Here is a 21,370-nt window from a genome sequence, read left to right as displayed (position 1 = left end):
GTTTATCCATTGTTTTGCGTCGTGGGTGCTTCTGTCACCGGAACTTTCCGGCGCGCCTTACAGGAGGTTACATGTATACCGCTTTGGTTGTGGATGACCATCCCTTCATTCGCTCGTCCGTCAAAATGCTGCTGCGCCAAGTTCAGTTTGAAGTCGTGGCCGAAGCCGATAACGGCGCAGATGCGGTGCAATTGGCGCGTGAGCATGTTCCCGACCTGATCATTCTCGACATCGGCATGCCCAGGCTCGACGGCCTTGAGGTGCTCAACCGCATGGCATCCCTGCGCCTGCAGAGCAAGATCCTCGTGTTCACTTCGCAGTCGGCGCTGTTTTATTCCATGCGCTGCATGAAAGCCGGTGCGGCCGGGTTCATCTCCAAGACCAACGACATGGAGGAGGTGACCAAGGCGATCAAGGCCGTGATGGACGGCTACACCTTTTTCCCCAACCTGGCCAACAGCTCGGTACGTCGCAGTGACCTCGAGGCCACGGATCACGAGTTGATCCAGAATCTCTCCGACCGCGAACTGACCATCTTGCAACAGCTGTCCCAGGGGCTGACCAATAAGGAAATCGGTGACGCCATGCTGATCAGCAACAAGACGGTGAGCACGTACAAGACCCGTCTTATCGAAAAGCTCAACGTCAAATCGGTGGTGTACCTGGCCGACTTTGCCAAGCGCAACAACCTCATCTGAATGAATACACTTCTTCGACATGGCTTGCTGGGCCTGCTGTTGCTCGGCGTCCTGGGCAATGCCCTGGCAGCGCCGCAAATGCTCAAGCTGCACGGGCGTTCCGACGTCAGCGACTACAGCGTGGGCCTGGACGAAGCCGACTGGAGCTGGCTGCGCGGCAAGGGCACGCTGGTGCTCGGCTCTTCGGCGCCGGACTACTCGCCGTTCAGCATCACCAGTAACCGTCATGACTACGAAGGCATCACGGCTGACTACGCGCAGTTGATGGAGCAATTGCTGCACGTGAAAGTTCGGGTGCAACGGTATGCCTCACGCAATGAGGTGCTGGCGGCGCTCAAGGCGGGCGACGTCGATATGCTCGGCAGCTCCAACGGCTACGAGGCAGCCGATCCGGAACTTCAACTCTCCGAGGCCTATGCCGAAGACCAGCCGACCCTGGTCAGCCGTGTCGGCGACAGCCAGAACCTCGATCCGGAACTGGCCGGCAAGCGCGTGGCGATGCTCTATCACTATCTGCCGCCCAAGGCTGTCGAAGCCTTTTACCCAAAGGCCAGCTTGCAGCTTTACCCCTCCACCCTCAGCGCCATCGGCGCCGTGGCGTTCGGGCAGGCCGACGTGTACCTGGGCGATGCGATCAGTGCCAACTACCTGATCAACCGCAACTACCTGAACAACGTGCAGTTGGCTGACTTCTCGCGCATGGAAGTCAGCAATTTTTCGTTTTCGGTCAAGCGCGACAACACGCGCCTGCTGCGGATTATCAATGCGTCACTGGCGGCGATCCCGGTCACCGAGCGCCAGACCATTCTGCGCCGCTGGAGCGCCGGCGGCGCGAGCATACCCGGTCAGCATCCGTTGCATTTCAGCGTCAGTGAGCAGCGCTGGCTGGACAGGAATCCGCGGTTGCGGGTAGCAATTGACGAAGACTTCCTGCCGATGTCGTTCTACAGCGACGAGGGTGAATTTCGTGGCATCAGCGCCGATGTCCTGGCCAAGGTGGCCCTGCGTACGGGCTTGAAGTTCGATATCCAGCGGGTGAGTTCGGTGCGCGAGATGATCGACGCCATCACCAGCAACAAGGCAGACCTGCTGATCACCATCACTCCCAGCGAGGAGCGCGAAGCAGTCCTGCGCTTTACCCGCCCGTACCTGGCCACGCCCTTTGTACTGGTCAGTCGCACCACGGCAGGCAGCCCCAATACTCTGGACGACATGCACGGCAAGCGCCTGGCGGTGATCAGCGGTGACTCCAGCCGCGACATGCTCACCGAGCAATACCCGGACATCCGCCTGGTGGATGCCGACAGCGCCCACGACGCCATGCAGAAAGTCGCCAATGGCGAGGCCGATGCGGCGGTCAATTCGCTGATCACCGCCCGCTACATGATTTCCCGGCAATACCGCGATCGCTTGCGTATCACCAGCACCGTGGGCGTTACCAACTCGCGCATGGCCTTTGCCACGGCCCGCGGCTCGCTGGAGCTGTTCTCGATCCTGGACAAGGCGCTGCTCAGCATCGCCCCGGAGGAAATGGACGAGCTGACCAACCGCTGGCGTAGCGAAGTGGTGGTGGGCGACAGCTATTGGCTGCGCAACCGCAGCGCAATCATCCAGGGTTTTGTGATTGCCGCCGTGTTGCTGGTGATTGCCCTGGGCTGGATCGCCTACCTGCGGATGTTGATGCGCAAGCGCAAACAGGCCGAGCAAGCGTTGAGTGACCAGGTTGAATTCATGCGCGTATTGATCAACGGCACCCCGCACCCGATCTACGTGCGTGATCGCGAGGGCAAGCTGCTGATCTGCAACAGTGGCTACCTGGAAGTGTTCGCGGTGGAGCGCGAGCAGGTGATCGGCAAGACCGTCCTGGACGGTGTGCTCGGCGACCCGGATGAAGCCGCCGCGTATCACCGTGACTACCTGCGGGTGATGGACAGCGGCGAAGCACAGTTGCAGGATCGCAGCCTGAGCATGCCCGATGGCCGAGTGTTGACTATCTATCACTGGATGCTGCCGTACCGCAGCAGCACCGGCGACGTCAGCGGCATGATCGCCGGCTGGATCGATATCAGCGAACGCCAGCGGCTGCTGGAAGACGTTAACGCCGCCAACCGCGCCAAGACCACTTTCCTGGCAACCATGAGCCATGAAATCCGCACACCGATGAACGCGGTGATCGGCATGCTCGAACTGGCGACGAAGAAGGCTGACCAAGGCGTGATGGATCGCTTTGCGATTGATGTGGCTTCCGGCGCGGCGCGCGGCTTGCTGGACCTGATCGGCGACATCCTCGACATTGCCCGCATCGAATCCGGGCGATTGTCGTTGAATCCGGAGCGCGCCAACCTGCGCGAGCTGCTGGAGTCGGTGGTGCGCATTTTCGAAGGCCTGGCGCGGCAGAAACAGCTGCAATTGCAGTTGGACCTCGATGCCGGCGTCAATGGTGATGTGCTGATCGACCCGCTGCGCTTCAAGCAGATCGTGTCCAACCTGCTGAGCAACGCCATCAAGTTCACCGCCCAGGGCCACGTGCGCCTGAGTGTTCGAACGCAGATGAGCAAGGAGCAACTGGGGGTCAGGCTGCAGGTGGAGGACTCCGGCATGGGCATTGGCGAAGAGGACCAGAAACGCCTGTTCAGCCCCTTTACCCAAGCCGGCAACAATGACCAGTCGGCCCGCAGCGGCTCCGGCCTGGGCCTGGTCATCAGCCGCACACTCTGCGAAATGATGGGCGGGCGCCTGACCCTCGACAGCACCTTGGGCCAAGGCACGCGCATCGACGTGCGGCTGGACCTGACCACCCTGGAGCCGTTGACCGATATTGTTCCGGTCGAGGACGAACCGGCCCTCACGAACCACGCGTTGAACATCCTGGTGATTGATGATTACCCGGCCAACCGTCAGTTACTCACCCAGCAACTCAACTACCTGGGGCACCGGGTCGAGGATGCCGAGGATGGCGCCCACGGGTTGCGCGCCTGGCGCAACGGCCAGTTCGATGTGGTGATTACTGACTGCAATATGCCGCTGATGAACGGCTACGAACTGGCCCGGGCGATCCGCGCCGAAGAGACTGCCCGTGGCTCGCCGCCCAGCCTGATCCTGGGCTTTACCGCCAATGCGCAGCCGGAAGAGAAGGGTCGCTGCCTGGCAGCCGGTATGGACGACTGCCTGTTCAAACCCATCAGCCTCAAGGACTTGAGTGCACGCCTGGCAGGCCTCGCAACCGAGCAGGGGGACGCCGCCGGGTTTTCGGCGGATGACGATATCGACCTGACCAGCGTTGAACACCTGGCCGGTGGCGACATTGACTCGATCAAAAGCCTGCTGGGCGACCTGGCCGCCAGCAATGAGCAGGACATGGCGCGCCTGATGCAGCTGTTTACCCGTCACGACCTGCAAGGCCTGGCGGACATCGCGCATCGGGTCAAGGGTGGCGCGCGGATTATCAAGGCCCAGCGGCTGATTCGCTGCTGTGAAGACCTGGAGGCCGCCTGCAATGGGCTGGACTCGGCGCAGCTGACCGAAGCGGTGGATGCGCTGCATCAACAGATGGAGCGGCTCGAAGAGCGATTGGAGCGCTACCTGGCTTGAGTCATCACTAGGAAATTTCCTACAAGAACGCGGCACCATTCATACGTAATCAACCCCTCCCAACTCCGATACTGAGCCTCGTTGAACGGCCCCGCCGACCAAGCGGACCGGGCCCTGCAACCTGATTGAAGCCCTCACTGGGCTTCGAACTTTCCTCATTATCTGGATTACGTTATGAACAAGTTTGCGCTCAAAGGTCTGTTTGCCGCTGTCATCCTCGCCGCTGGTTCCCAGGCTGCCATGGCTGCTGACGGTGAAATCAACTTCGTCGGTTCCGTAACCGACAACACTTGCCCGGTGGTCGTGACTGACCTGAACGGTTCGGCCGGTGCCGGCGATGTAGGCCTGGGCGACGTACCTGCCACCTCCCTGGCTACCGTCGGCGCTGTTGCCGGTGGCGGCGCGTTCAGCCTGACCATCGACACCACTGCCCCTGGTTGCAGCGTCACCGGCAAGAGCGCCGTGGTCAAATTCCTGTCCCTGAGCGGCACCGCCGGCGCCAGCGGCCAGTGGATCGGCATCACTCCGGACGCCGGTCACGCCACCAACGTTGCAGTACAGATCAAGGACGCCACCGACAAGGACGTGCAACTGGGCCTGGAGTCGGCTCCTTACCTGGACCTGACCCAACCGCTGCGCTTCACCGCCAACTACATCGCTACCGGCATTGCGACCTCCGGCCCGGCCAACGCCAAGGCTGCGTTCACCGTCGAGTACCAGTAAGCCCTGTTGATGCGCCGCTGCAGCGCTGATGCGCGCGGCGGCCATCCCCTCGCTCACGGCAAGAGGATGATCGAAATGAACGTTTCCCCCTTCAAGCAAGCATCGGCCCTGGCGCTGTTGCTCAGTGCTGTACTGCTCAGCACGGCCAGCCAGGCCGGTGTGATGCTCGGCGGCACACGGATCGTGTTCGACGGCAACAAACGCGACGCGGCGATCACCGTCAGCAACACCACGGCGCAGCCGTACATGGTGCAGACCTGGGTCAACACCGAAGCCGATGACATGACCACCGCCACGCCCTTTGTGTCGACGCCGCCGCTGTTCCGCCTGGACCCGCGCAAAGAGCAAATGGTGCGCATCCAGAAAGTCGCCGGCAACCTGCCGACCGACCGTGAATCGGTGCTCTATTTCAACGCCCAGGAAATCCCGGTGGCCAGCGAAGGCAACGCCAATACGCTGAAGATCGCCATGCGCACCCGCGTCAAATTGTTCTATCGCCCGGCCGGTCTCAAGGGCAATGCGATCGAAGCACCGTCGCAGCTGACCTGGAGCCTCGCGCAGGAGCAGGGCAGGGCAGTGCTGGTGGTCAACAACCCGTCGCCGTTCCATATTTCGTTCATTGGCGTCACCGCCAAGTCTGCCGGCCAGAGCGTCGAGGTCAACGAGCCGACGATGGTCGCGCCGCTGAGCAGCCAGCGTTATCCGCTGCCGGGCTTCAAAGGCACTACCGGCGAAGTGGTGTTCTCGGCCATCAATGATTACGGCGGCTACAGCGAGCCGCAGACCGTGCCACTGAACCGCTGATTCCTTTTCTTCCTGTAGACGTTTGCGCGTGCCACGGCTGTGGCGCGGCGGCCGGGTATTGCCATGCGAATCGATAACTCCTTCAGCTTTAGTCGTTTGCCTTTGTGGGTTGCGGTGGCGGCCGCCTGTGCCGGTGAATTGGCCGTGGCCGGTGAGCCTGCCAAGTTCGATGCCGGCTTCATGCAGTCGTTTGGCGGCGCCGGTGCCGGGCCCAACCTCGACCTGGATGCGGTGGCCAACAGCGGCAGCATCGGTCCTGGTACCTACCCGGTGCTGATTCGCCTGAACCAGAGCTTTTTCGACCGGCGTGACATGACCTTCATCAAGGATGAGCAGGGTGGTGACGTGCGTGTATGCCTGTCCGAAGCCTTTCTCAAGGAGCTCGGGGTTAAGCTGGATGCGTTCAAGGTGCCCGGTGAAACGCTCCCCGCGTGTATCGACCTGGCCGCGCTCATTGAGGGCGCCTCGGTAACCTTCAATGCCAACTACCTGGCTTTGGATATCAGCGTGCCGCAGATCGCCCTGAGCCGGGATGCGGCCGGCTACGTGGCACCGTCGGAATGGGACCGCGGCATCAATGCCGCGATGCTCAACTACCAGTTTTCCGCCGCGCAGACCAACAGCGACGCCCGGGGCACCGGCAATCAGTACAACCTGTATGCCACCGGTGGTTTCAACCTCGGCGACTGGCGTTTTCGCTCCAGCTCCTCGTTCCGCCAGGGCGATGAAGGTGGCCGCCAATGGCAGCGCAGCAATACCTACGCGCAACGGGACATCACGCCGCTGAAAGCCACGCTGACGATGGGCGAGAGCTTCACCCCTGGCGATGTGTTCGACAGCGTGCCGTTTCGCGGTGTGCAACTGGCCTCGGACATGGGCATGTTGCCGGACTCGATGCAGGGCTACGCCCCGGTGATCCGTGGCATCGCCGAAACCCAGGCCAAGGTCGAAGTGCGCCAGAACGGCTACTCGCTGTACACCACTTACGTGGCGCCGGGTGCGTTTGAAATCAACGACCTCAACGCCGCCTCGGGCAGCGGCGACCTGGAAGTGATCATCACCGAAGCCGATGGTCGCGAGCGCCGTTTCACCCAGCCGTACGCAACCCTGGCCAACATGCTGCGGGAAAACACCTGGCGCTACAGCGCGACAGTCGGCGAATACAACTCGGCCAACGGCGGTGAGCGGCCTCCGTTTACCCAGGCGTCCCTGGCCTACGGCTTGCCGTTCGACCTGACCCTGTACGGCGGCTTTCTGGGGGCTGATTTTTACCGTGCCGGTGTGGTTGGCGTGGGCAAGAGCCTGGGCAGCATCGGCGCCGTCTCGGTTGACGTCACCCAGGCGCAGACCGACGTGCCCAAGGCCGTCACCACCCAAGGCGACAGCAAAAAAGGCCAGAGCATCGGCCTGCGCTACGGCAAGGCCTTTGAAAGCGGCACCTCGGTGCGCTTCGCCGGTTATCGCTATTCCACCGAAGGCTATCGCGACTTCAGCGAAGCCGTGGATTTGCAGCAACCCAACGACTACAGCCAGTTCTCCAAGCGCAGCAAGGTCGAGACCAGCGTCAACCAGGCCCTGGACAACTATGGCTCGCTGTACTTGAACCTGAGCAAGCAGAACTACTGGGGCACGTCCCGGGAAGACAAGCAGATGCAGCTGGGTTTCAACACCCAGTACAAGGGCGTGACCTATGGCGTGTACGCCAGCAAGACCCTGACAGACGACTTCGGCTCCAACAACCAGGTGGTCTTCACTGTGTCCATGCCCCTGGGACAAACCCGCAGTACCGGTACGTTCAGCGTCACCCGCAACAATGACGGCAGCCTGGATCAACGGGCCGGCCTCAGTGGTCGCGATGGCAACCTGAACTACAACGTCAACGCCAACCGCGTGGAAAACACCGGCAACAACGGCTCGGCACTGCTGGGCTACCGTGCACCTTTTGCCCAGTTGGGCGCCGGTGTGAGCGTCGGCTCGGGCTACCGGCAGACCTCGGTCAGCGCGGCGGGCTCGGTGCTGGCCCATGGCGATGGTGTGGAGTTCGGCCAGACCCTGGGTGAAACCGTGGCGCTGGTGGAGGTCAAGGACACGCCGAAGGTCGGCCTGCTGAATGCCCCGGGAACCCTGACCAACGACCGCGGGTATGCCCTGGTGCCGTACGTCACGCCGTATCGCAAGAACCGCGTGGCCGTGGACACCAGCGAACTGGACACCAGCGTCGACATCGCCGAAGGCGTGACCAACGTGGTGCCGCGTCGCGGTGCGGTGGTCAAGGCGGTATTCGCCGCCAGCCGTTCGGAAAAAATACTGCTCAACGTCCGCCTGCAGGATGGCTCGCTCTTGCCTTTCGGCACCACCGTGCAGGACGACCAGGGCGCCAGTGTCGGCGTGGTCGGCCAGGCAGGGCAGGTGCTGCTGTCGGCGGGCAAAGGCGTCACCTACACCATGAAGTGGGGTGGCAAGGCCGCGCAGCAGTGTGAAATCAATTTGGATATCAGCAGCACGCCGGCCACCGATGGTTATCGGGTGATGGACGCTGTGTGCGTAGGAGTTCGTCCATGAAACCGATAAACAAGTGGAAAAAACGCGTGCTGTTGAGCGCGCTGGCGGTGGCACCGTTTGCCCTTTCAGAGATGGCGTTGGCCGACTGTGGGGCAACCAGCGCGACCCAGAGCGTGCACCCCATCGGGGATGTGTACATTCCTCAGGATGCGCCGGTGGGCTCAACCATCGGGCTGGTCAAGTACACCCGCTTCCCGATCATCAACTGCACGACGACGGTACCGTTTTCGATCCAGGCCAACATGCTGGGTGCCAAGCTGCCCGCGGTCACCGCGGCCATTGGCGCGGTGCAAGGCAGCCAACTGTACGCGACGAACATACCGGGAATCGGGGTAGGAGTGGTCAACGAAAGCCGCCCCAGCTTTCTGTGCCGGACCTCCGGCAACTGGTACTTCCCGCTGACGTACGCCAGCTGTAATACCGGTGGTTTCGCCTCCAATACCAATAACAGCCTGATCCTGATCAAAACCGGACCGATCCCGGCAGGCGTCAATGATTTCGGCAACCTGCAGGTGTACACCGTCACGATCAACAACAACGGTACGCCGTTCGACTGGATCGACGGTCGCCTGACCGGCAGCGTGACCGTGGCCGGCTGCAGCATGCCCGAAGGCGTGGGCAGCATCATCGACGTTCCGTTGAACAACTGGGAAAAGCGCGTGTTCAACGGTCCCGGCAGCGTCACGCCAACCGAAAGTTTCAATATCCCGCTGAATAACTGCATTGCCGGGACGTACGCGGGGAATCCGACCTGGAACTACTTCCAGGGCAACACCGCCAACATCCGCCTGGATGGCGCCAAGGGGTCGGTGATTGTCGATGCCGGCCAGGGAATCCTGGGGCTCAACTCCGAAGCCACCGCCAGCGGCGTGGCGGTACAGGTGCTCAAGCAGGACGGAACCGTGCTGCCGCTGGGCGTCGATGTACCGATCATGCCAGTCCAGGACGGCACCACCAACCTGCAGTTCGGTGCCCGCTACATCCAGACCGCCGGCGATGCCTCCGGGCCGCAGCCCGGTATTGCCAACGCCACCGCGAATTTCACCATCACCTACAAATAGGAACGATCCCATGCAACGTTTTACCCGTCGCTTCATGGCCGCTTGCGTACTGTCCACCGTGGTTGCCAGTGGTACCACCGTGGTTGCCAGCGGTGCCACCGTGACCAACGATCACCCGACCATCCGCGCCATGTCCGGTGCCGAGCCAATCCAGCAATTGCCGGCTGCCAAGACCGCGTTGATCGTGATCGACTTCCAGAACGAATACTTCACCGGACGCATGCCGATCCCGGACGGCGCCAGCGCCCTGGCGAAAGCCCGCGAGCTGATCAGCTATGCCGACAGCCACAAGATCCCGGTCTACCACGTGCAGCACGTGTCGCCGGCCGGCGCTGCGGTGTTCGCCATTGATGGCGAGACCGTGAAGTTTCACAAGGCCATGCAGCCACGCCCGCAGGATCACGTGGTGCAAAAGAACACCGTAAGCGTGTTCGCCAGCACCGACCTGGCCACACAACTGAGCAAGGCCGGGATCAACACGCTGATCATCAGCGGCCTGATGACCCATGCCTGTGTCGCCGGTGCCGCCCGTGATGCCGCGCCTCTGGGCTTCAACGTGATTGTCGCATCCGATGCCTCCGCCACCCGCGCGATCACCCGTGTCAATGGCCAGGGCGTCGACAAGGACGCCTTGCATCAAGCGGCACTGGCCGAAGTCGAGGACACCTTCGGCGACGTGATGACCACCGCGCAGATCATCAAGCTGCCTGTGCGCTGAATCGCTGCGACCCGCCCGGTGTATGACCCGGGCGGCCTTATTCCTTTCAGATGAGCCGACTGCAATGACGAGTCTTCCGATACGTGTGCTGGTACTTGAGGACCATCCTTTCCAACGTGCCGTGGCGGTGAGCATGCTGCGCCAACTGGGCTGTCACGAGGTCTATGAGGCCGCGGATGGTGTGCAGGCGCTGACGGTGCTGCAACAGGTGGGCAGGGTGGATGTTGCCCTGTGCGACTTGTGCATGGAGGGTATGGATGGCCTGGAGTTTCTTCAGCAGGTGGGGCACTCGGGTCTGGTCGGCTCCGTGATTATCAGCAGCTCATTGTCGGCGGATGTACGCCGCACTGTGCAGCAGATCGTTTCGTTGCTGGGCCTTGAAATGCTCGGTGACGTCGGCAAGCCGTTGCAGGCACACAGCCTGGAGCACCTGCTGAAAAAACGCTCCAGTGGCCCCGGCACTGCGCTGCCCAAGGCCGCGCCGGTACGCGTGGCCAGCGATGAAGAAGTGCGCTGGGCGCTCAACGAACAGCAACTGCAAGCCTGGTATCAGCCCAAGGTCGACATGCACACCGATGACGTCTGCGGCGTGGAGGTATTGACCCGCTGGGTGCACCCGCTGCGCGGCATCCTGTCGCCGGCGGTGTTCATGCCGGTGCTGGAACGCTGCGACTTGCTCGATACGCTGCTGTTCATGCAGATGAACCAGGCCTTGAGCCTGCAGCGGCTGGCGAAAAATAGCGGGCTCCCGCTTGATCTGTCGTTCAACCTGCACACCAGCCAGTTGGCCAACAGCAACCTGATCGCCGTTATCAAAGGCATCCTCTCCCTGCACGGTACGGCACCTGCCAGCCTGACCTTTGAACTGACTGAAAGCGGCCTGCTGGAAGCCCCTGCGACCAGCCTGGAAACCCTGGTGCGCCTGCGCATGATGGGCTGCAAGTTGTCCATCGACGATTTCGGCGCCGGCTTCTCATCGTTGCAGCGCCTGTGCCAACTGCCGTTCAACGAGATCAAGCTCGACGGTGAGTTTATCCGCACGTTGCTCCATGAGCCGCGCTGCCAGGCGATCGTGAGCAGCACCCTGGCACTGGGGGAAACCCTGGGTATGTCGGTGGTGGTGGAGGGTATCGAAACCGAGGCGCAGCGCGAGGCACTGCTGGCGATGGGATGTACGCAAGGGCAGGGCTATCTGTTCGCGCGGCCGATGAGTGATGTGGATCTGCTGCGCTGGTTACCGGCGGCGTTCGAAGTTCATCGACGGTCGTGAGCATCGCCGTGGCGGTCATTACGGGGACTAAAACCCTCCACACCCTGGCCTCGATGCCACGATATGGAGGGTTCCAGACATCACAATCGAATCACTTCAAGCCGTCAGCTCAAACCCCTTCCACCAATTTCCCGCCATGCATACGGCGTTTATAGGCACTGTCGCGACTCGCCAACCAGAAATACAACGGCGACGTCACCACCAACCCCACCACCCAGGACAGATCCGCGCCGTTGATGTGTTCGGAAATCGGCCCTACATACAGTGGCGTGTTCATGAACGGAATCTGCACCGCGATCCCGACCGCGTAGGCCAGCAGCGCCTGGGGGTTGTAGCGGCCGTAAATCCCGCCATCGACGCGGAAGATCGAGGCGATGTCGTATTGACCTTTGTGAATCGCGTAGAAGTCGATCAGGTTGATCGCCGTCCACGGCACCAGCACCACGAGCAGCACCAGCACCATGTCGACGAAGTGGCCGATGAAGTCCTTGGAGGCGAACACGGCGGCAATCGCGCAGGCGGCGAGCACCAGGATGGAGATTACCGCGCGGCTTTTGGCCGTGGGGATCCAGCGGTAGGCGAAGGTCTGGACCAGGGTGATGATCGACAGCACGGCGCCGTAGAGGTTGAGGGCGTTGTGGCTGATCACGCTGAGCAAGAACAGCACGAGCATCAGCGGGCCGATGGCGCCGGTGGCGAGTTTGACCGCGTCCATGGTGTCCATGCCCACCGGGGTGGCGAGGACGGCGACGGCGCCGAAGATGAACGACAGGCTGGAGCCCAGGGCGGAGCCGAGGTAGGTGGTCCAGAAGGTCGAGGCGACCGGCACGTCGGCCGGCAGGTAGCGCGAGTAGTCCGACACGTAGGGCGCAAAGGCGATCTGCCACAGCGCTGCGAGGGACACGGTAGCCAGCCAGCCGGAAATGTTGAAGCTGCCGCGTGTCAGGAAGTCGGTGGTCTGCACATGCGTGAAGATGTAGCCGAAACCCAGCACGATGCCGGCGCCGAGCACCCAGGTGCCGATGCGGTTGAGCACATGGATGAAGCGGTAGCCGATGATGCCGATGATCCCGGAGCCAATGGCGCCGATCACGATGCCCACCGGCACGGGCACGGCATCGACCACGCCGTGCAGGGATTTACCCGCGAGCACGATGTTGGAGGCGAAGAAGCCGATGTACATGACGCCGGCGATCACCACCACCAGCAGCGCGCCGAGGGAGCCGAACTGCGCGCGGCTCTGGATCATTTGCGGGATGCCCATTTGCGGGCCTTGGGCCGAGTGCAGCGCCATCAGCACGCCGCCGACCAGGTGGCCGACGAGGATAGCGACGATGCCCCAGATCAGGTTGAGGTGGAACAGTTGCACACCCAGCGCACCGGTGACGATCGGCAACGGCGCGATGTTGCCGCCGAACCACAGGGTGAACAGGTCTCTTACCTTTCCGTGGCGATCTTCCGGGGGCACGTATCCAATCGTGTGTTTTTCGATAAGCGGGGCGGAGGATGTTGCAGTGGTAACCATGACGAGCTCCAAGGCAAGGTGAGTACGTGGACGTACTTCGCTGTGCGCCGCCTGCGCGGCGCTTTGTTGTTGGAGTGATCATCTGCAATGGGCGCAGGGAGGTAAATTAGTAAGTTTGTTGCTATAGACCTTAAAAAATATCGCTCGCGCTTTGCCGCGCTCCGGTATGTTGCCTGTACCTGTTTTGCGGGCGAAGTCCCACGTTTCTGGAGGTCCCGATGGCTGCCTACAACTTGCGCCAACTCAGATATTTTGTCACCACGGCCGAGTGCGGCAGCGTCGCCGAAGCGTCGCGCAAGCTGTATATCGCGCAGCCGTCGGTGTCCACTGCGATCAAGCAGCTCGAAGACAGCTTTGGCGTGCAGTTGTTTATCCGCCATCACGCCCAGGGCGTGTCACTCACCCCCAGCGGCGCGCGCTTCTATCGCAAGGCCCTGGAGCTGCTGCGGGTGGCCCATGAGTTCGAACAGAACGCCCTGGCCGACAATGACGTGGTCGCGGGGCAGATCGATATCGGCTGCTTTGAAACGGTGGCACCGCTGTACTTGCCGCGCTTGATCGCCGGTTTCAAGGCGCGCTGGCCGGGAGTGGAAATCCGCATCCGTGACGGCGAGCAGCAAGAACTGGTACAGGCGCTGACGGCGGGCAGTATCGATGTGGCGATGCTCTTCGAGCATGACCTGGGCGCGACCATCGAGACCACGCCGCTGATGCCGCCGCAGCAGCCGTACGCGTTGCTGCCGGCGGATCACCGCTTTGCGCAGCAGGCCAAGGTATCCCTGGCGGACCTGGTGCTGGAACCGATGATCTTGCTGGACGTGCTGCCGAGCCGCACGTACTTCGTGAGCATCTTTGAAGAGCGCGGGCTGACGCCGAATATCGTGTTCAGCTCGCCGTCGATCGAGATGGTGCGGGGCATGGTGGGACGGGGCTTTGGCTTTTCGATCCTGGTGACCAAGCCATTTACCGAGTACACCTATGATGGGCAGAAGGTCGCGTGCGTACCGCTGGCGGAGACGGTGACCGGGTCGGGGTTGTCGGCGGTGTGGTTGCGCCGGGCGCCGCTGACCAAGCCGGTGCAGTTGTTTGTGGATTACTGCCGCGAAGAACTGGCGCGCTTGCTGGGGTGAATCTGCACGGTTTTCTGGCAAGCACTGGAGATCAATGTGGGAGCCGGGCTTGCCCGCGATGGCGGTGGGTCAGTCGCCCCGGGTGTGGCGGATGTACCGCTATCGCAGGCAAGCCAGCTCCCACAGTAGAGGAGGTTGCCGGGAAGAGCGCGCGCTTACTGGAGTGAGCGCAGGGCAAAAATGTGGGAGCGGGCTTGCTCGCGAAAGCGGTGGGTCAGTTGCCCCAGGTGTGGCGGATGTACCGCTATCGCAGGCAAGCCAGCTCCTACAGTTGACCTGTGTTGCCTGCAGGTGGGCGGCTCAGGCACGGATTGAGTCGAGCATCCGCCGCAGCATGGCATCACACCCGGCCAGTTGGTCGACACTCACAAACTCATCCGGCTTATGCCCCTGGTCCATGCTCCCCGGCCCGCATACCACGGTGGGGATGCCCACCGCATCGAACAAGCCACCCTCGGTGCCAAAGGCCACGGTGCCGAACTCACGTGAACCACTGAACGCGGCAATCAACTCCGCGGCCTGGCTGCGTTCGTCGGTGACCAACCCCGGATAGGCCGACAGCTCGGTAAAGTGAATCGCACTCTGCGCGCTGACCGCCTGCATGCGCGGCAGCACCTGCTGCGTGGCATAGGCTTTCAACGCGTCGGCCACCTCGCCTGGGTCCTGCGACGGTAACGCGCGAATCTCGAAGTCGAAGCGGCAATCGGCGGGTACGATGTTGAGTGCCTTGCCGCCACTGATCACGCCGGTCTGCACAGTGCTGAACGGCGGATCGAACCGCGCGTCCTGGGTGCCGCGCAGCTGTTGCCCGATGCGGCCCAGTTCACCGATCAACTCGGCGGCATGTTCAATCGCATTCACCCCGTAAGGCGCGTAGGCCGAATGGCAGGCCTCGCCATGCACGTCGCAGCGCATCGCCAGCTTGCCCTTGTGGCCCAGCACCGGCTTGAGCTCGGTGGGTTCGCCGATGATGCACAGCATCGGTTTCACCGGGCGTTGCTCCAGCACCTTGAGCAACGAGCGCACGCCGAGGCAGCCGACCTCTTCGTCATACGACAGGGCGATATGCACCGGCATCCGCAACGGCGCCTCGACCAACGCCGGCACCAGCGCCAGCACACAGGCGATATAGCCCTTCATGTCTGCCGTGCCACGCCCAAACAACTTGCCGTCGCGCGCGGTCAACTCGAATGGCGGCACCGTCCAGGGCTGCCCGTCCACCGGCACCACGTCGGTATGCCCGGACAGCACAATGCCGGGCAATTGCACCGGGCCGATGCTGGCAAACAGGTTGGCCTTGCTGCGGTCCTCGTTGTAGATCCGCTCGCTGGCCACGCCGAAGCTCGCCAGGTAATCGTGCACAAACTCGATCAACTGCAGGTTGGATTCGCGGCTGGTGGTATCGAACCCCACCAGCGTGCGCAGCAACGCCTGGCTCTGGCTCATCGCTCGTCTCCGGCCACGCCGTAGCCGGGCGAACGGTCGGGGGCGAGGGCGCGGTCGATGTAGTCCTGCACTTGCGGGCGGTAGGCGTCCCAGAGTTTTTGCAGCGCGCCGATTGGCGCCTCGTCCGCCCAATCGACCCGCAGGTTGATGATCGGCCAGGTCAGTTCGCCCACCACCACCAGTGCGGCGGAGTGCACCGGGCCGGCTTCGCCACCGGCGGCGATGGCGGCGTGCATGGCGGCCAGGAGTCGGTCCGCCAACTGCCCTTCGGCCTGTTCAAAGGCGGTGACCATCGCGTCGATCACCGCGCGGTCGGCGAGCATATTGCCGGCCGCCACGCATTGCTCTCCCGACACGGCGTTGTGGGTGCCGAGGGTTTCGCTGCCGCTGAAATGCACGCTGCGGCCCAGGTGATCAATGGCCGTGAGCTGTCGGTACTGGCTGTAGCCATTACGCGTCAACGCGGTGTCGATGGCCTCGGCAGGGGCGAGGCCTTGTTCGAGCAAATCGAGCACGTCCGGGCCCAGCGCCGGCAGCGTGATGTTCTGGGTCGACACCGCACCCACGCCGGGGCGCAGCCACGGGCAACGGGCGCCCACGGCAATGCTTGAGGAACTGATGGCAATACCCAACTGGCCGGTGTCGGCGCATCGGGCGACGATGGAAAACGTCATGGGCAGCTCCTTATTCGGGAATAACCGCGATCACATCGATTTCCATCAGCCACTGCGGCTGGCCCAGGGCCGAGACGACCAGCCCGGTGGAGATCGGAAACACGCCCTTGAGCCACTTGCCGACTTCCTGGTACACCGGCTCGCGGTAGCGCGGGTCGATCAGGTAAGTGGTGGTCTTGACGATATGGCTGAGGTCGCTGCCGGCTTCTTCGAGCAGTTGCTTGACGTTGCGCATGGCCTGTTCGGCCTGGGCGCGCGGGTCGCCGAGCCCGACCAGGTTACCGTCGAAATCGGTGCCGACCTGGCCACGCACGTACACGGTATTGCCGGCGCGCACGGCCTGGCACAGGTCATTGTCCAGGCTCTGGTTGGGGTAGGTTTCCTTGGTGTTGAACATGCGGATGCGAGTGTGGGTAGGCATCTGGAAAACTCCGAAAAATAAGGGTCAGGCACTGACAGGTGTTTTGTGAGCCACCGGGGCGGCGTCGCGGTATTCGAGGTATTGGCGCTGGATGGCGATGTGGTCGGCCACGTACTTGGCGTCGTGCCACACGCCCCAGATAAACGACGAGCCGCGACGTGACTGCCAGGGCAAGCCAAGGAAGTAGATTCCGGCTTCGCTGGACACGCCGCGCTGGTGTTGCGGCTTGCCGGCAGCGTCGAATGCGTCGACTTGCAGCCAGCTGTAATCCACGGCAAACCCGGTGGCCCAGATGATCGAGGTGATGCCGGCCTTGGCTAGGTCCAGTTCCAGGATTGGCTGGCGGATGCAGTCTGCATCGGGGAAGACACGGCGCGCCTCAGGCTCCAGCGGCAGGTCCAGGCCGTTGCGCTCGATATAGGCATCGGCCGCATCCAGCAGGGCCAGGTAATTCTCGTCACCGCGCGCCAGGTTCTCGACCAGATTGGGCTGGAAGGTGGCGACACTGCCGTTGAAGGCTTGGGTCAAGCCGACCAGGGTCATGCCTTGCTGGGCCAACTCGCGAAAATCGATGGTCTTGCCGCCATGGGCGCCGCTCACCGCAATGGTCACGTGCTCGCGGCCAGGTTTCATCGCCGCCTGGTCCCACTCGCCCAACACGCCCAGCCACCAGCAGAAATCACGGTTGCGGTAAGCGCGCGGCGGGCGGTCGTGGGCGCCGACTGAGAGGTACACCTGGCGACCGGAGCGCTGCAGTTCATCGGCGATCTGTACACCGGACGAGCCGGCGCCCACCACCAGCACGGCGCCGGCCGGCAGCTGCGCGGGGTTGCGGTAGTCGGCGGAATGCAGCTGGTGCAGCGCGGTGTCCTTGGGCGCAATCGCCGGGATCACCGGCTTCTGGAAAGGCCCGGTCGCGGCCACCACGCGGTTGGCTTCGATCACGCCTTCGCTGGTGTGCACGGTGAAGCCTGGGCGGCCGACATTGCGCACCACTGAGGTCACGTCCACGCCGGTACGGATCGGCGCGTTGAATTTGCGTGCATAGGCCTCGAAGTAATCCGCCACCCGTTCTTTTGGCGCAAAGCCATCGGCGGCGACGTCATCGAATTCCAGGCCAGGGAAGCGGTCGTGCCAGGCCGGCCCGTTGGCGACCAGCGAATCCCAGCGCCCGGTGCGCCAGCGCTCGGCAATCCGGCTGCGTTCCAGCACCAGGTGGGGCACGCCTTGCTTGCTCAAATGCTCGCTCATGGCCACGCCAGCCTGACCGGCTCCCACCACCAGGGTGTCTATTTTTGTTATCGCTACAGTCATGTGTCTGTCCTTCCGTAATGCAGTTGGATTCAGCTCGGGCATGACTTCAAGGCTAGGGGGAGGGCGGTTATTAATAAAATATTATTAAGCTGGGAAGTGAGCATAAATATCGGATGCAGAGCCGTCGCCCGCGGCGTTACCGGGCCTCCTCCTTTCGGTGTGGGAGCGGGCTTGCCCGCGATTGCAATCTGCCCGGCGATAGCGTTCCATCTGACTCACCGACAGCGCGGGCACGCCCGCTTCCACAAGGTTTTCGCCATGCCTGACATCCGCGTCATGACCGCGTCCGACTACGACGCCGTGCTTACCCTCATGCAAAACACCCCCGGCATCTCCCTGCGTGATGCCGACTCCCGCGAGGCTACCGAGCGCTACCTGGCGCGCAACCCCGGGATGAGTTTTGTCGCGCAAGTCGAAGGCCAATTGATCGCGTGCGTCATGTGCGGCCACGACGGGCGTCGCGGGTATCTGCAGCATTTGCTGGTGCTGCCGGACTACCGTCGCCAAGGCCTCGCGCAGGCGTTGACCCGGCGCTGCCTTGAGGCGCTGGAACAGTTGGGTATCCACAAATGCCACCTCGACGTGTTCAAGACCAACACCCACGCCGCCCAGTATTGGCAGGGCCAAGGCTGGAAGCTGCGCACCGATATCGACCGGTATTCCTTCACGCGCCCGGGCAATGAAAACGCCTAGAACTCGCCGGAATACTTCACCGCTGCCGCTGCCCGCGAGGGTACATCCAAGGTGCGCAGCAGCGACGACACATGGATGCGCACGGTAAACGGCGAGATATCCAGGGCCTTGGCGATTTCCTTGTTGGTCTTGCCCTGGGCGATCAGGCGCAGCACTTCCTGCTGGCGGGTGGTGAGGGTGTGAGTGTCGAGGGGCAGCAGGCCAGAGGGCGCGAACTTGACCAGCACCTCGCCTTCGCGGATCGCCAGCAGCGCCTGGCCGATCTCGTCGGGGGCGATGTTCTTGCCGATAAACCCGTCGGCACCCAGGGCCATCACTTGATCGATCAGCGCCGGGTCATCGACCATCGACACCACGACCAGGGTGGTGCGCCGCAGTCGCTGGCGCAGCTCGACCAGCTGGCTCATGCAGGTCAGGCCGGGAAAGCGCAGATCAAGGATCAGCGTATCGACGTCGTGGCCGTCGCCGATCAGCGCGAGCACCGTGTCCAGGTCGCCGGCCTCTTGCACCACGGCTTTGGGCAGCAAGCGCTGTACGGTGCGCCGCATGCCTTCACGGAACATCGGATGGTCGTCGGCGATGATGATGCGATCGGTCATGGCGTGCTCCTCCCTGGGGCAAGGTTGTGCGCTGGCATGCTACCTTACCACCGCGCCCAGGTTCTGCCTGGGGGGCATGATGGATTTGTTGACTGCCGCACAAGGACGTACCCCATGAGTCTTGAGACCAACTCCGAACTCGACCAGGCCAACCTGCGTATCGTGGTGGCCGCCATTGCTATCGTGTATATCGGCGCGCTGGGCTTCCTGCCCGGACAGTCGCTGGACACCTACCTGCCGGTAATCCTGTACATCGTGCTGTTCCTGCTGGCCTCCATCGTCTTGCGCCAGGTCATCGCGCGGTGGCCCGGGCATTACCCGGCGCGACGGATTTTCGGCATGCTCCACGACTACACCGGCACCTCGTTCGGCATGGTCATCGGCGGTGAAGCGGCGTTGCCGCTGTATGCGGTGATGGTGTGGGTCAACCTGGGCAACGGCATGCGCTATGGCTCGCGCTACCTGGCGATTGCCACGGCATTGGCGTTGCTGGCGTTGTTGGTGGTGTACCGGCTCACGCCGGTATGGCAGGCGCAACCCTTCATGGTGCTGATGCTGATGATCACCAGCACGGTGATCCCGGTGTACGCGCATATCCTCCTGGAACGTACGCGCAAGGCGTCCGAACAAGCCATCGCGGCCAATCTGGAAAAGTCCCGGTTCCTGGCCCAGGCCAGTCATGACCTGCGCCAGCCCATCCACTCCATCGGCCTGTTCACTGCGTGCCTGCGCGAAGCCAGGCTCGGCGATGAAGAGCGGCGGCTGGTGGACAACATCGACCGTTCGCTGCTCAACGTGTCGCAGTTGTTCCGCTCGATCCTCGACCTCTACACCCTCGACAACGGCCGCCTGTTGCCCAAATACCAGGCGATCCACCTGGGTGAATTTCTCGCTGATCTGGTGCGCCAGAACGCCGAGGCGGCGCGTTGGGCCGGCGTGGAATTGCGCCTGCGGCCTTGCGCATACTGGGTTCTGGTCGACCCGGCGCTGTTGGCGACCATGGTGCAGAACGTACTGTCCAACTGCTTCAAATACGGTGCGCACCGTCCCGTGTTGATCGGCGTGCGCATTCGCGACGGAGGCTTGGCGGTGGAGGTGCATGACCGGGGTCGGGGGATTGCCGAGGAGCATCTGTCAAAGGTCTTCGAAGAGTTCTATCGGGTACGCCACCTGCGTGACAAAGACGTCGAAGGCGTCGGCCTTGGGCTGTCCATCGTCAAGCGCCTGGGGCAGTTGATGGGGGTACACGTGAGCCTGCGTTCACGGGTTGGCCATGGTACTTCCGTGAGCCTCTACGGCCTGACCCTCGCCACCGCACCGCGTGCACCGGCCGCTCGCGACGAAACGCGCCAGGCGGGCCTGCTGACCGGTTTGAAAGTGTGCCTGGTGGAAGATGATCACAACGTCTTGCTCGCCACCCAGGCCCTGCTGGAGCGCTGGGGCTGCGTGGTCCAGGCCGAATCATCGGGACGCGACCTGGTCAGCGATTGCGACATCATCGTCGCCGACTACGACCTGGGGAATCACGCCACCGGCATCGAATGCATCGATGCCCTGCGCGAACAACGCGGCTGGGCGGTCCCGGCCCTGATCCTCACCGGGCACGATGTGGAGAAAATCCAGGCCGCCTTGCACGACCGTCAGATCGCCATTCTCTCCAAGCCCGTGCGTCCCGCTGAACTGCGCGGCACCCTGCGGGACCTGAGCCAGGAGACGGTTACTGGGTGAACCCTTGCAGTGCGTTGCCGCGTGCGCCCTTGGGCTGGCAGTAAGCGGCGGGCTTCATCAAGCCAAAGCTGGCCACCGTGAACAAGCCACCGCTGGCGCCGCTGGGCACCGAGCAGTTGTACTCGCCGGAGGCAGCGCTGGCGATGTAGTAGGTGGTCATCGAATCGCTGCGCACATTGGAAATACGCTTGACCGGTTCGCCCAGGTTGGTTTCCGAGAGGGTCTTGAGGTGGTCTTCGCTGGGCTTGACGTTGCTGCAGCCGGCGACGCCGATGATCAGGGCGCCGAGCAGGGTGAGACGGGTAATGGAGGCGTGCAGTTTCATGGTGATTCTTCCTTGGGTTGTTATAGTTTTCCAACGCACAACGAACCCGCGCGCAATGAATGCGCGGTGCGTGGGGAACGTTGGAAGT

The 21,370-nt window shown here is 62.7% G+C and carries 18 protein-coding genes; 11 read left to right on the top strand and 7 right to left on the bottom strand.

Features of this window, described 5'->3' with window-relative positions:
* Positions 1-71: 71 nt before the first annotated feature.
* The 8 genes from JFU04_RS16920 to JFU04_RS16885 all read left to right on the top strand — a co-directional run bounded on the left by JFU04_RS16920 (position 72) and on the right by JFU04_RS16885 (position 11,427).
* Complete coding sequence (locus JFU04_RS16920) at positions 72-698, top strand: response regulator transcription factor (protein ID WP_106803530.1); 627 nt, start codon at positions 72-74, stop codon at positions 696-698.
* Positions 699-4,289, top strand: coding sequence for a transporter substrate-binding domain-containing protein (locus tag JFU04_RS16915; RefSeq protein ID WP_201145046.1), 3,591 nt, complete (start codon positions 699-701; stop codon positions 4,287-4,289).
* 174 nt (positions 4,290-4,463) lie between these two features.
* Positions 4,464-5,012 carry a fimbrial protein gene (locus tag JFU04_RS16910; RefSeq protein ID WP_201145044.1) on the top strand — a complete coding sequence of 183 codons (549 nt, stop codon included), beginning with the start codon at positions 4,464-4,466 and terminating at the stop codon, positions 5,010-5,012.
* Between the two features lie 75 nt (positions 5,013-5,087).
* Positions 5,088-5,816 carry a fimbrial biogenesis chaperone gene (locus JFU04_RS16905; protein ID WP_242485913.1) on the top strand — a complete coding sequence of 243 codons (729 nt, stop codon included), beginning with the start codon at positions 5,088-5,090 and terminating at the stop codon, positions 5,814-5,816.
* A gap of 63 nt (positions 5,817-5,879) precedes the next feature.
* Positions 5,880-8,378, top strand: a complete 2,499-nt coding sequence (locus tag JFU04_RS16900; RefSeq protein WP_201145042.1) for a fimbria/pilus outer membrane usher protein — start codon at positions 5,880-5,882, stop codon at positions 8,376-8,378.
* A complete protein-coding gene (locus JFU04_RS16895) occupies positions 8,375-9,439 on the top strand; it encodes a fimbrial protein (protein ID WP_106803534.1) in 1,065 nt (354 codons plus the stop codon). Before JFU04_RS16900 ends, JFU04_RS16895 begins: the two co-directional genes overlap by 4 nt.
* A 34-nt stretch (positions 9,440-9,473) precedes the next feature.
* Positions 9,474-10,157: a cysteine hydrolase family protein gene (locus JFU04_RS16890; RefSeq protein WP_242485977.1), complete on the top strand. Its 684-nt coding sequence runs from the start codon at positions 9,474-9,476 to the stop codon at positions 10,155-10,157.
* 64 nt (positions 10,158-10,221) lie between these two features.
* Complete coding sequence (locus JFU04_RS16885) at positions 10,222-11,427, top strand: EAL domain-containing response regulator (RefSeq protein ID WP_106803536.1); 1,206 nt, start codon at positions 10,222-10,224, stop codon at positions 11,425-11,427.
* A gap of 109 nt (positions 11,428-11,536) precedes the next feature.
* Here JFU04_RS16885 and JFU04_RS16880 read toward each other — a convergent pair whose 3' ends face one another.
* Entirely contained in the window at positions 11,537-12,952 is a 1,416-nt protein-coding gene (locus JFU04_RS16880; protein ID WP_065907637.1) for a purine-cytosine permease family protein, read from the bottom strand.
* A 218-nt stretch (positions 12,953-13,170) separates the two neighbouring features.
* Between JFU04_RS16880 and JFU04_RS16875 the strand changes: the two genes are divergently transcribed.
* Positions 13,171-14,082 (top strand): LysR substrate-binding domain-containing protein, encoded by a 912-nt coding sequence (locus tag JFU04_RS16875; protein ID WP_065907639.1) that lies wholly within the window; start codon positions 13,171-13,173, stop codon positions 14,080-14,082.
* 300 nt (positions 14,083-14,382) lie between these two features.
* On the opposite strand, the gene argE is transcribed toward JFU04_RS16875, so the two are convergent.
* From argE to JFU04_RS16855, 4 genes are read right to left on the bottom strand one after another with little or no spacing between them, the layout of a single operon-like run.
* The gene (gene argE / locus JFU04_RS16870) at positions 14,383-15,528 is read right to left on the bottom strand and encodes an acetylornithine deacetylase (RefSeq protein ID WP_120448898.1); all 1,146 of its coding nucleotides are present in this window, start codon (positions 15,526-15,528) and stop codon (positions 14,383-14,385) included.
* Positions 15,525-16,202: a DUF1028 domain-containing protein gene (locus JFU04_RS16865; protein WP_106803538.1), complete on the bottom strand. Its 678-nt coding sequence runs from the start codon at positions 16,200-16,202 to the stop codon at positions 15,525-15,527. Before JFU04_RS16865 ends, argE begins: the two co-directional genes overlap by 4 nt.
* Positions 16,203-16,212: 10 nt before the next feature.
* On the bottom strand, positions 16,213-16,623 hold the full coding sequence (locus JFU04_RS16860) for a RidA family protein (RefSeq protein ID WP_010171793.1): 411 nt from the start codon (positions 16,621-16,623) through the stop codon (positions 16,213-16,215).
* Between the two features lie 24 nt (positions 16,624-16,647).
* Entirely contained in the window at positions 16,648-17,979 is a 1,332-nt protein-coding gene (locus JFU04_RS16855; RefSeq protein WP_446739687.1) for a flavin-containing monooxygenase, read from the bottom strand.
* A gap of 216 nt (positions 17,980-18,195) precedes the next feature.
* Between JFU04_RS16855 and JFU04_RS16850 the strand changes: the two genes are divergently transcribed.
* Complete coding sequence (locus JFU04_RS16850) at positions 18,196-18,630, top strand: GNAT family N-acetyltransferase (protein ID WP_201145040.1); 435 nt, start codon at positions 18,196-18,198, stop codon at positions 18,628-18,630.
* Here JFU04_RS16850 and JFU04_RS16845 read toward each other — a convergent pair.
* On the bottom strand, positions 18,627-19,229 hold the full coding sequence (locus JFU04_RS16845) for a LuxR C-terminal-related transcriptional regulator (RefSeq protein ID WP_201145038.1): 603 nt from the start codon (positions 19,227-19,229) through the stop codon (positions 18,627-18,629). The genes JFU04_RS16850 and JFU04_RS16845 overlap by 4 nt on opposite strands.
* Positions 19,230-19,343: 114 nt before the next feature.
* Here JFU04_RS16845 and JFU04_RS16840 point away from each other — a divergent pair, with 114 nt between their 5' ends.
* The gene (locus JFU04_RS16840) at positions 19,344-20,957 is read left to right on the top strand and encodes an ATP-binding response regulator (RefSeq protein WP_065907650.1); all 1,614 of its coding nucleotides are present in this window, start codon (positions 19,344-19,346) and stop codon (positions 20,955-20,957) included.
* Here the strand turns inward: JFU04_RS16840 and JFU04_RS16835 are convergent.
* Complete coding sequence (locus JFU04_RS16835; protein WP_201145036.1) at positions 20,947-21,282, bottom strand: hypothetical protein; 336 nt, start codon at positions 21,280-21,282, stop codon at positions 20,947-20,949. The two genes, JFU04_RS16840 and JFU04_RS16835, sit on opposite strands and share 11 nt — an antisense overlap.
* Positions 21,283-21,370 lie beyond the last annotated feature (88 nt).

The sequence above is a fragment of the Pseudomonas sp. TH21 genome, assembly GCF_016651025.1.
GTDB lineage: Bacteria > Pseudomonadota > Gammaproteobacteria > Pseudomonadales > Pseudomonadaceae > Aquipseudomonas > Aquipseudomonas aylmerensis.
The sequence above is the reverse complement of the archived record's forward strand: the minus strand, read 5'-3'. Positions and strand labels throughout refer to the sequence as shown.

Excerpts from the sequence above, each read along its gene's own strand:
- JFU04_RS16915 (WP_201145046.1), top strand. The coding sequence starts at position 699 with ATGAATACACTTCTTCGACATGGCTTGCTGGGCCTGCTGTTGCTCGGC.
- JFU04_RS16895 (WP_106803534.1), top strand. The coding sequence starts at position 8,375 with ATGAAACCGATAAACAAGTGGAAAAAACGCGTGCTGTTGAGCGCGCTG.
- JFU04_RS16855 (WP_446739687.1), bottom strand. The coding sequence starts at position 17,979 with ATGCCCGAGCTGAATCCAACTGCATTACGGAAGGACAGACACATGACT.
- JFU04_RS16890 (WP_242485977.1), top strand. The coding sequence starts at position 9,474 with ATGGCCGCTTGCGTACTGTCCACCGTGGTTGCCAGTGGTACCACCGTG.
- JFU04_RS16880 (WP_065907637.1), bottom strand. The coding sequence starts at position 12,952 with ATGGTTACCACTGCAACATCCTCCGCCCCGCTTATCGAAAAACACACG.
- JFU04_RS16865 (WP_106803538.1), bottom strand. The coding sequence starts at position 16,202 with ATGACGTTTTCCATCGTCGCCCGATGCGCCGACACCGGCCAGTTGGGT.
- JFU04_RS16920 (WP_106803530.1), top strand. The coding sequence starts at position 72 with ATGTATACCGCTTTGGTTGTGGATGACCATCCCTTCATTCGCTCGTCC.
- JFU04_RS16845 (WP_201145038.1), bottom strand. The coding sequence starts at position 19,229 with ATGACCGATCGCATCATCATCGCCGACGACCATCCGATGTTCCGTGAA.
- JFU04_RS16905 (WP_242485913.1), top strand. The coding sequence starts at position 5,088 with ATGAACGTTTCCCCCTTCAAGCAAGCATCGGCCCTGGCGCTGTTGCTC.
- JFU04_RS16885 (WP_106803536.1), top strand. The coding sequence starts at position 10,222 with ATGACGAGTCTTCCGATACGTGTGCTGGTACTTGAGGACCATCCTTTC.
- argE (WP_120448898.1), bottom strand. The coding sequence starts at position 15,528 with ATGAGCCAGAGCCAGGCGTTGCTGCGCACGCTGGTGGGGTTCGATACC.
- JFU04_RS16910 (WP_201145044.1), top strand. The coding sequence starts at position 4,464 with ATGAACAAGTTTGCGCTCAAAGGTCTGTTTGCCGCTGTCATCCTCGCC.
- JFU04_RS16850 (WP_201145040.1), top strand. The coding sequence starts at position 18,196 with ATGCCTGACATCCGCGTCATGACCGCGTCCGACTACGACGCCGTGCTT.
- JFU04_RS16860 (WP_010171793.1), bottom strand. The coding sequence starts at position 16,623 with ATGCCTACCCACACTCGCATCCGCATGTTCAACACCAAGGAAACCTAC.
- JFU04_RS16875 (WP_065907639.1), top strand. The coding sequence starts at position 13,171 with ATGGCTGCCTACAACTTGCGCCAACTCAGATATTTTGTCACCACGGCC.
- JFU04_RS16840 (WP_065907650.1), top strand. The coding sequence starts at position 19,344 with ATGAGTCTTGAGACCAACTCCGAACTCGACCAGGCCAACCTGCGTATC.
- JFU04_RS16900 (WP_201145042.1), top strand. The coding sequence starts at position 5,880 with ATGCGAATCGATAACTCCTTCAGCTTTAGTCGTTTGCCTTTGTGGGTT.
- JFU04_RS16835 (WP_201145036.1), bottom strand. The coding sequence starts at position 21,282 with ATGAAACTGCACGCCTCCATTACCCGTCTCACCCTGCTCGGCGCCCTG.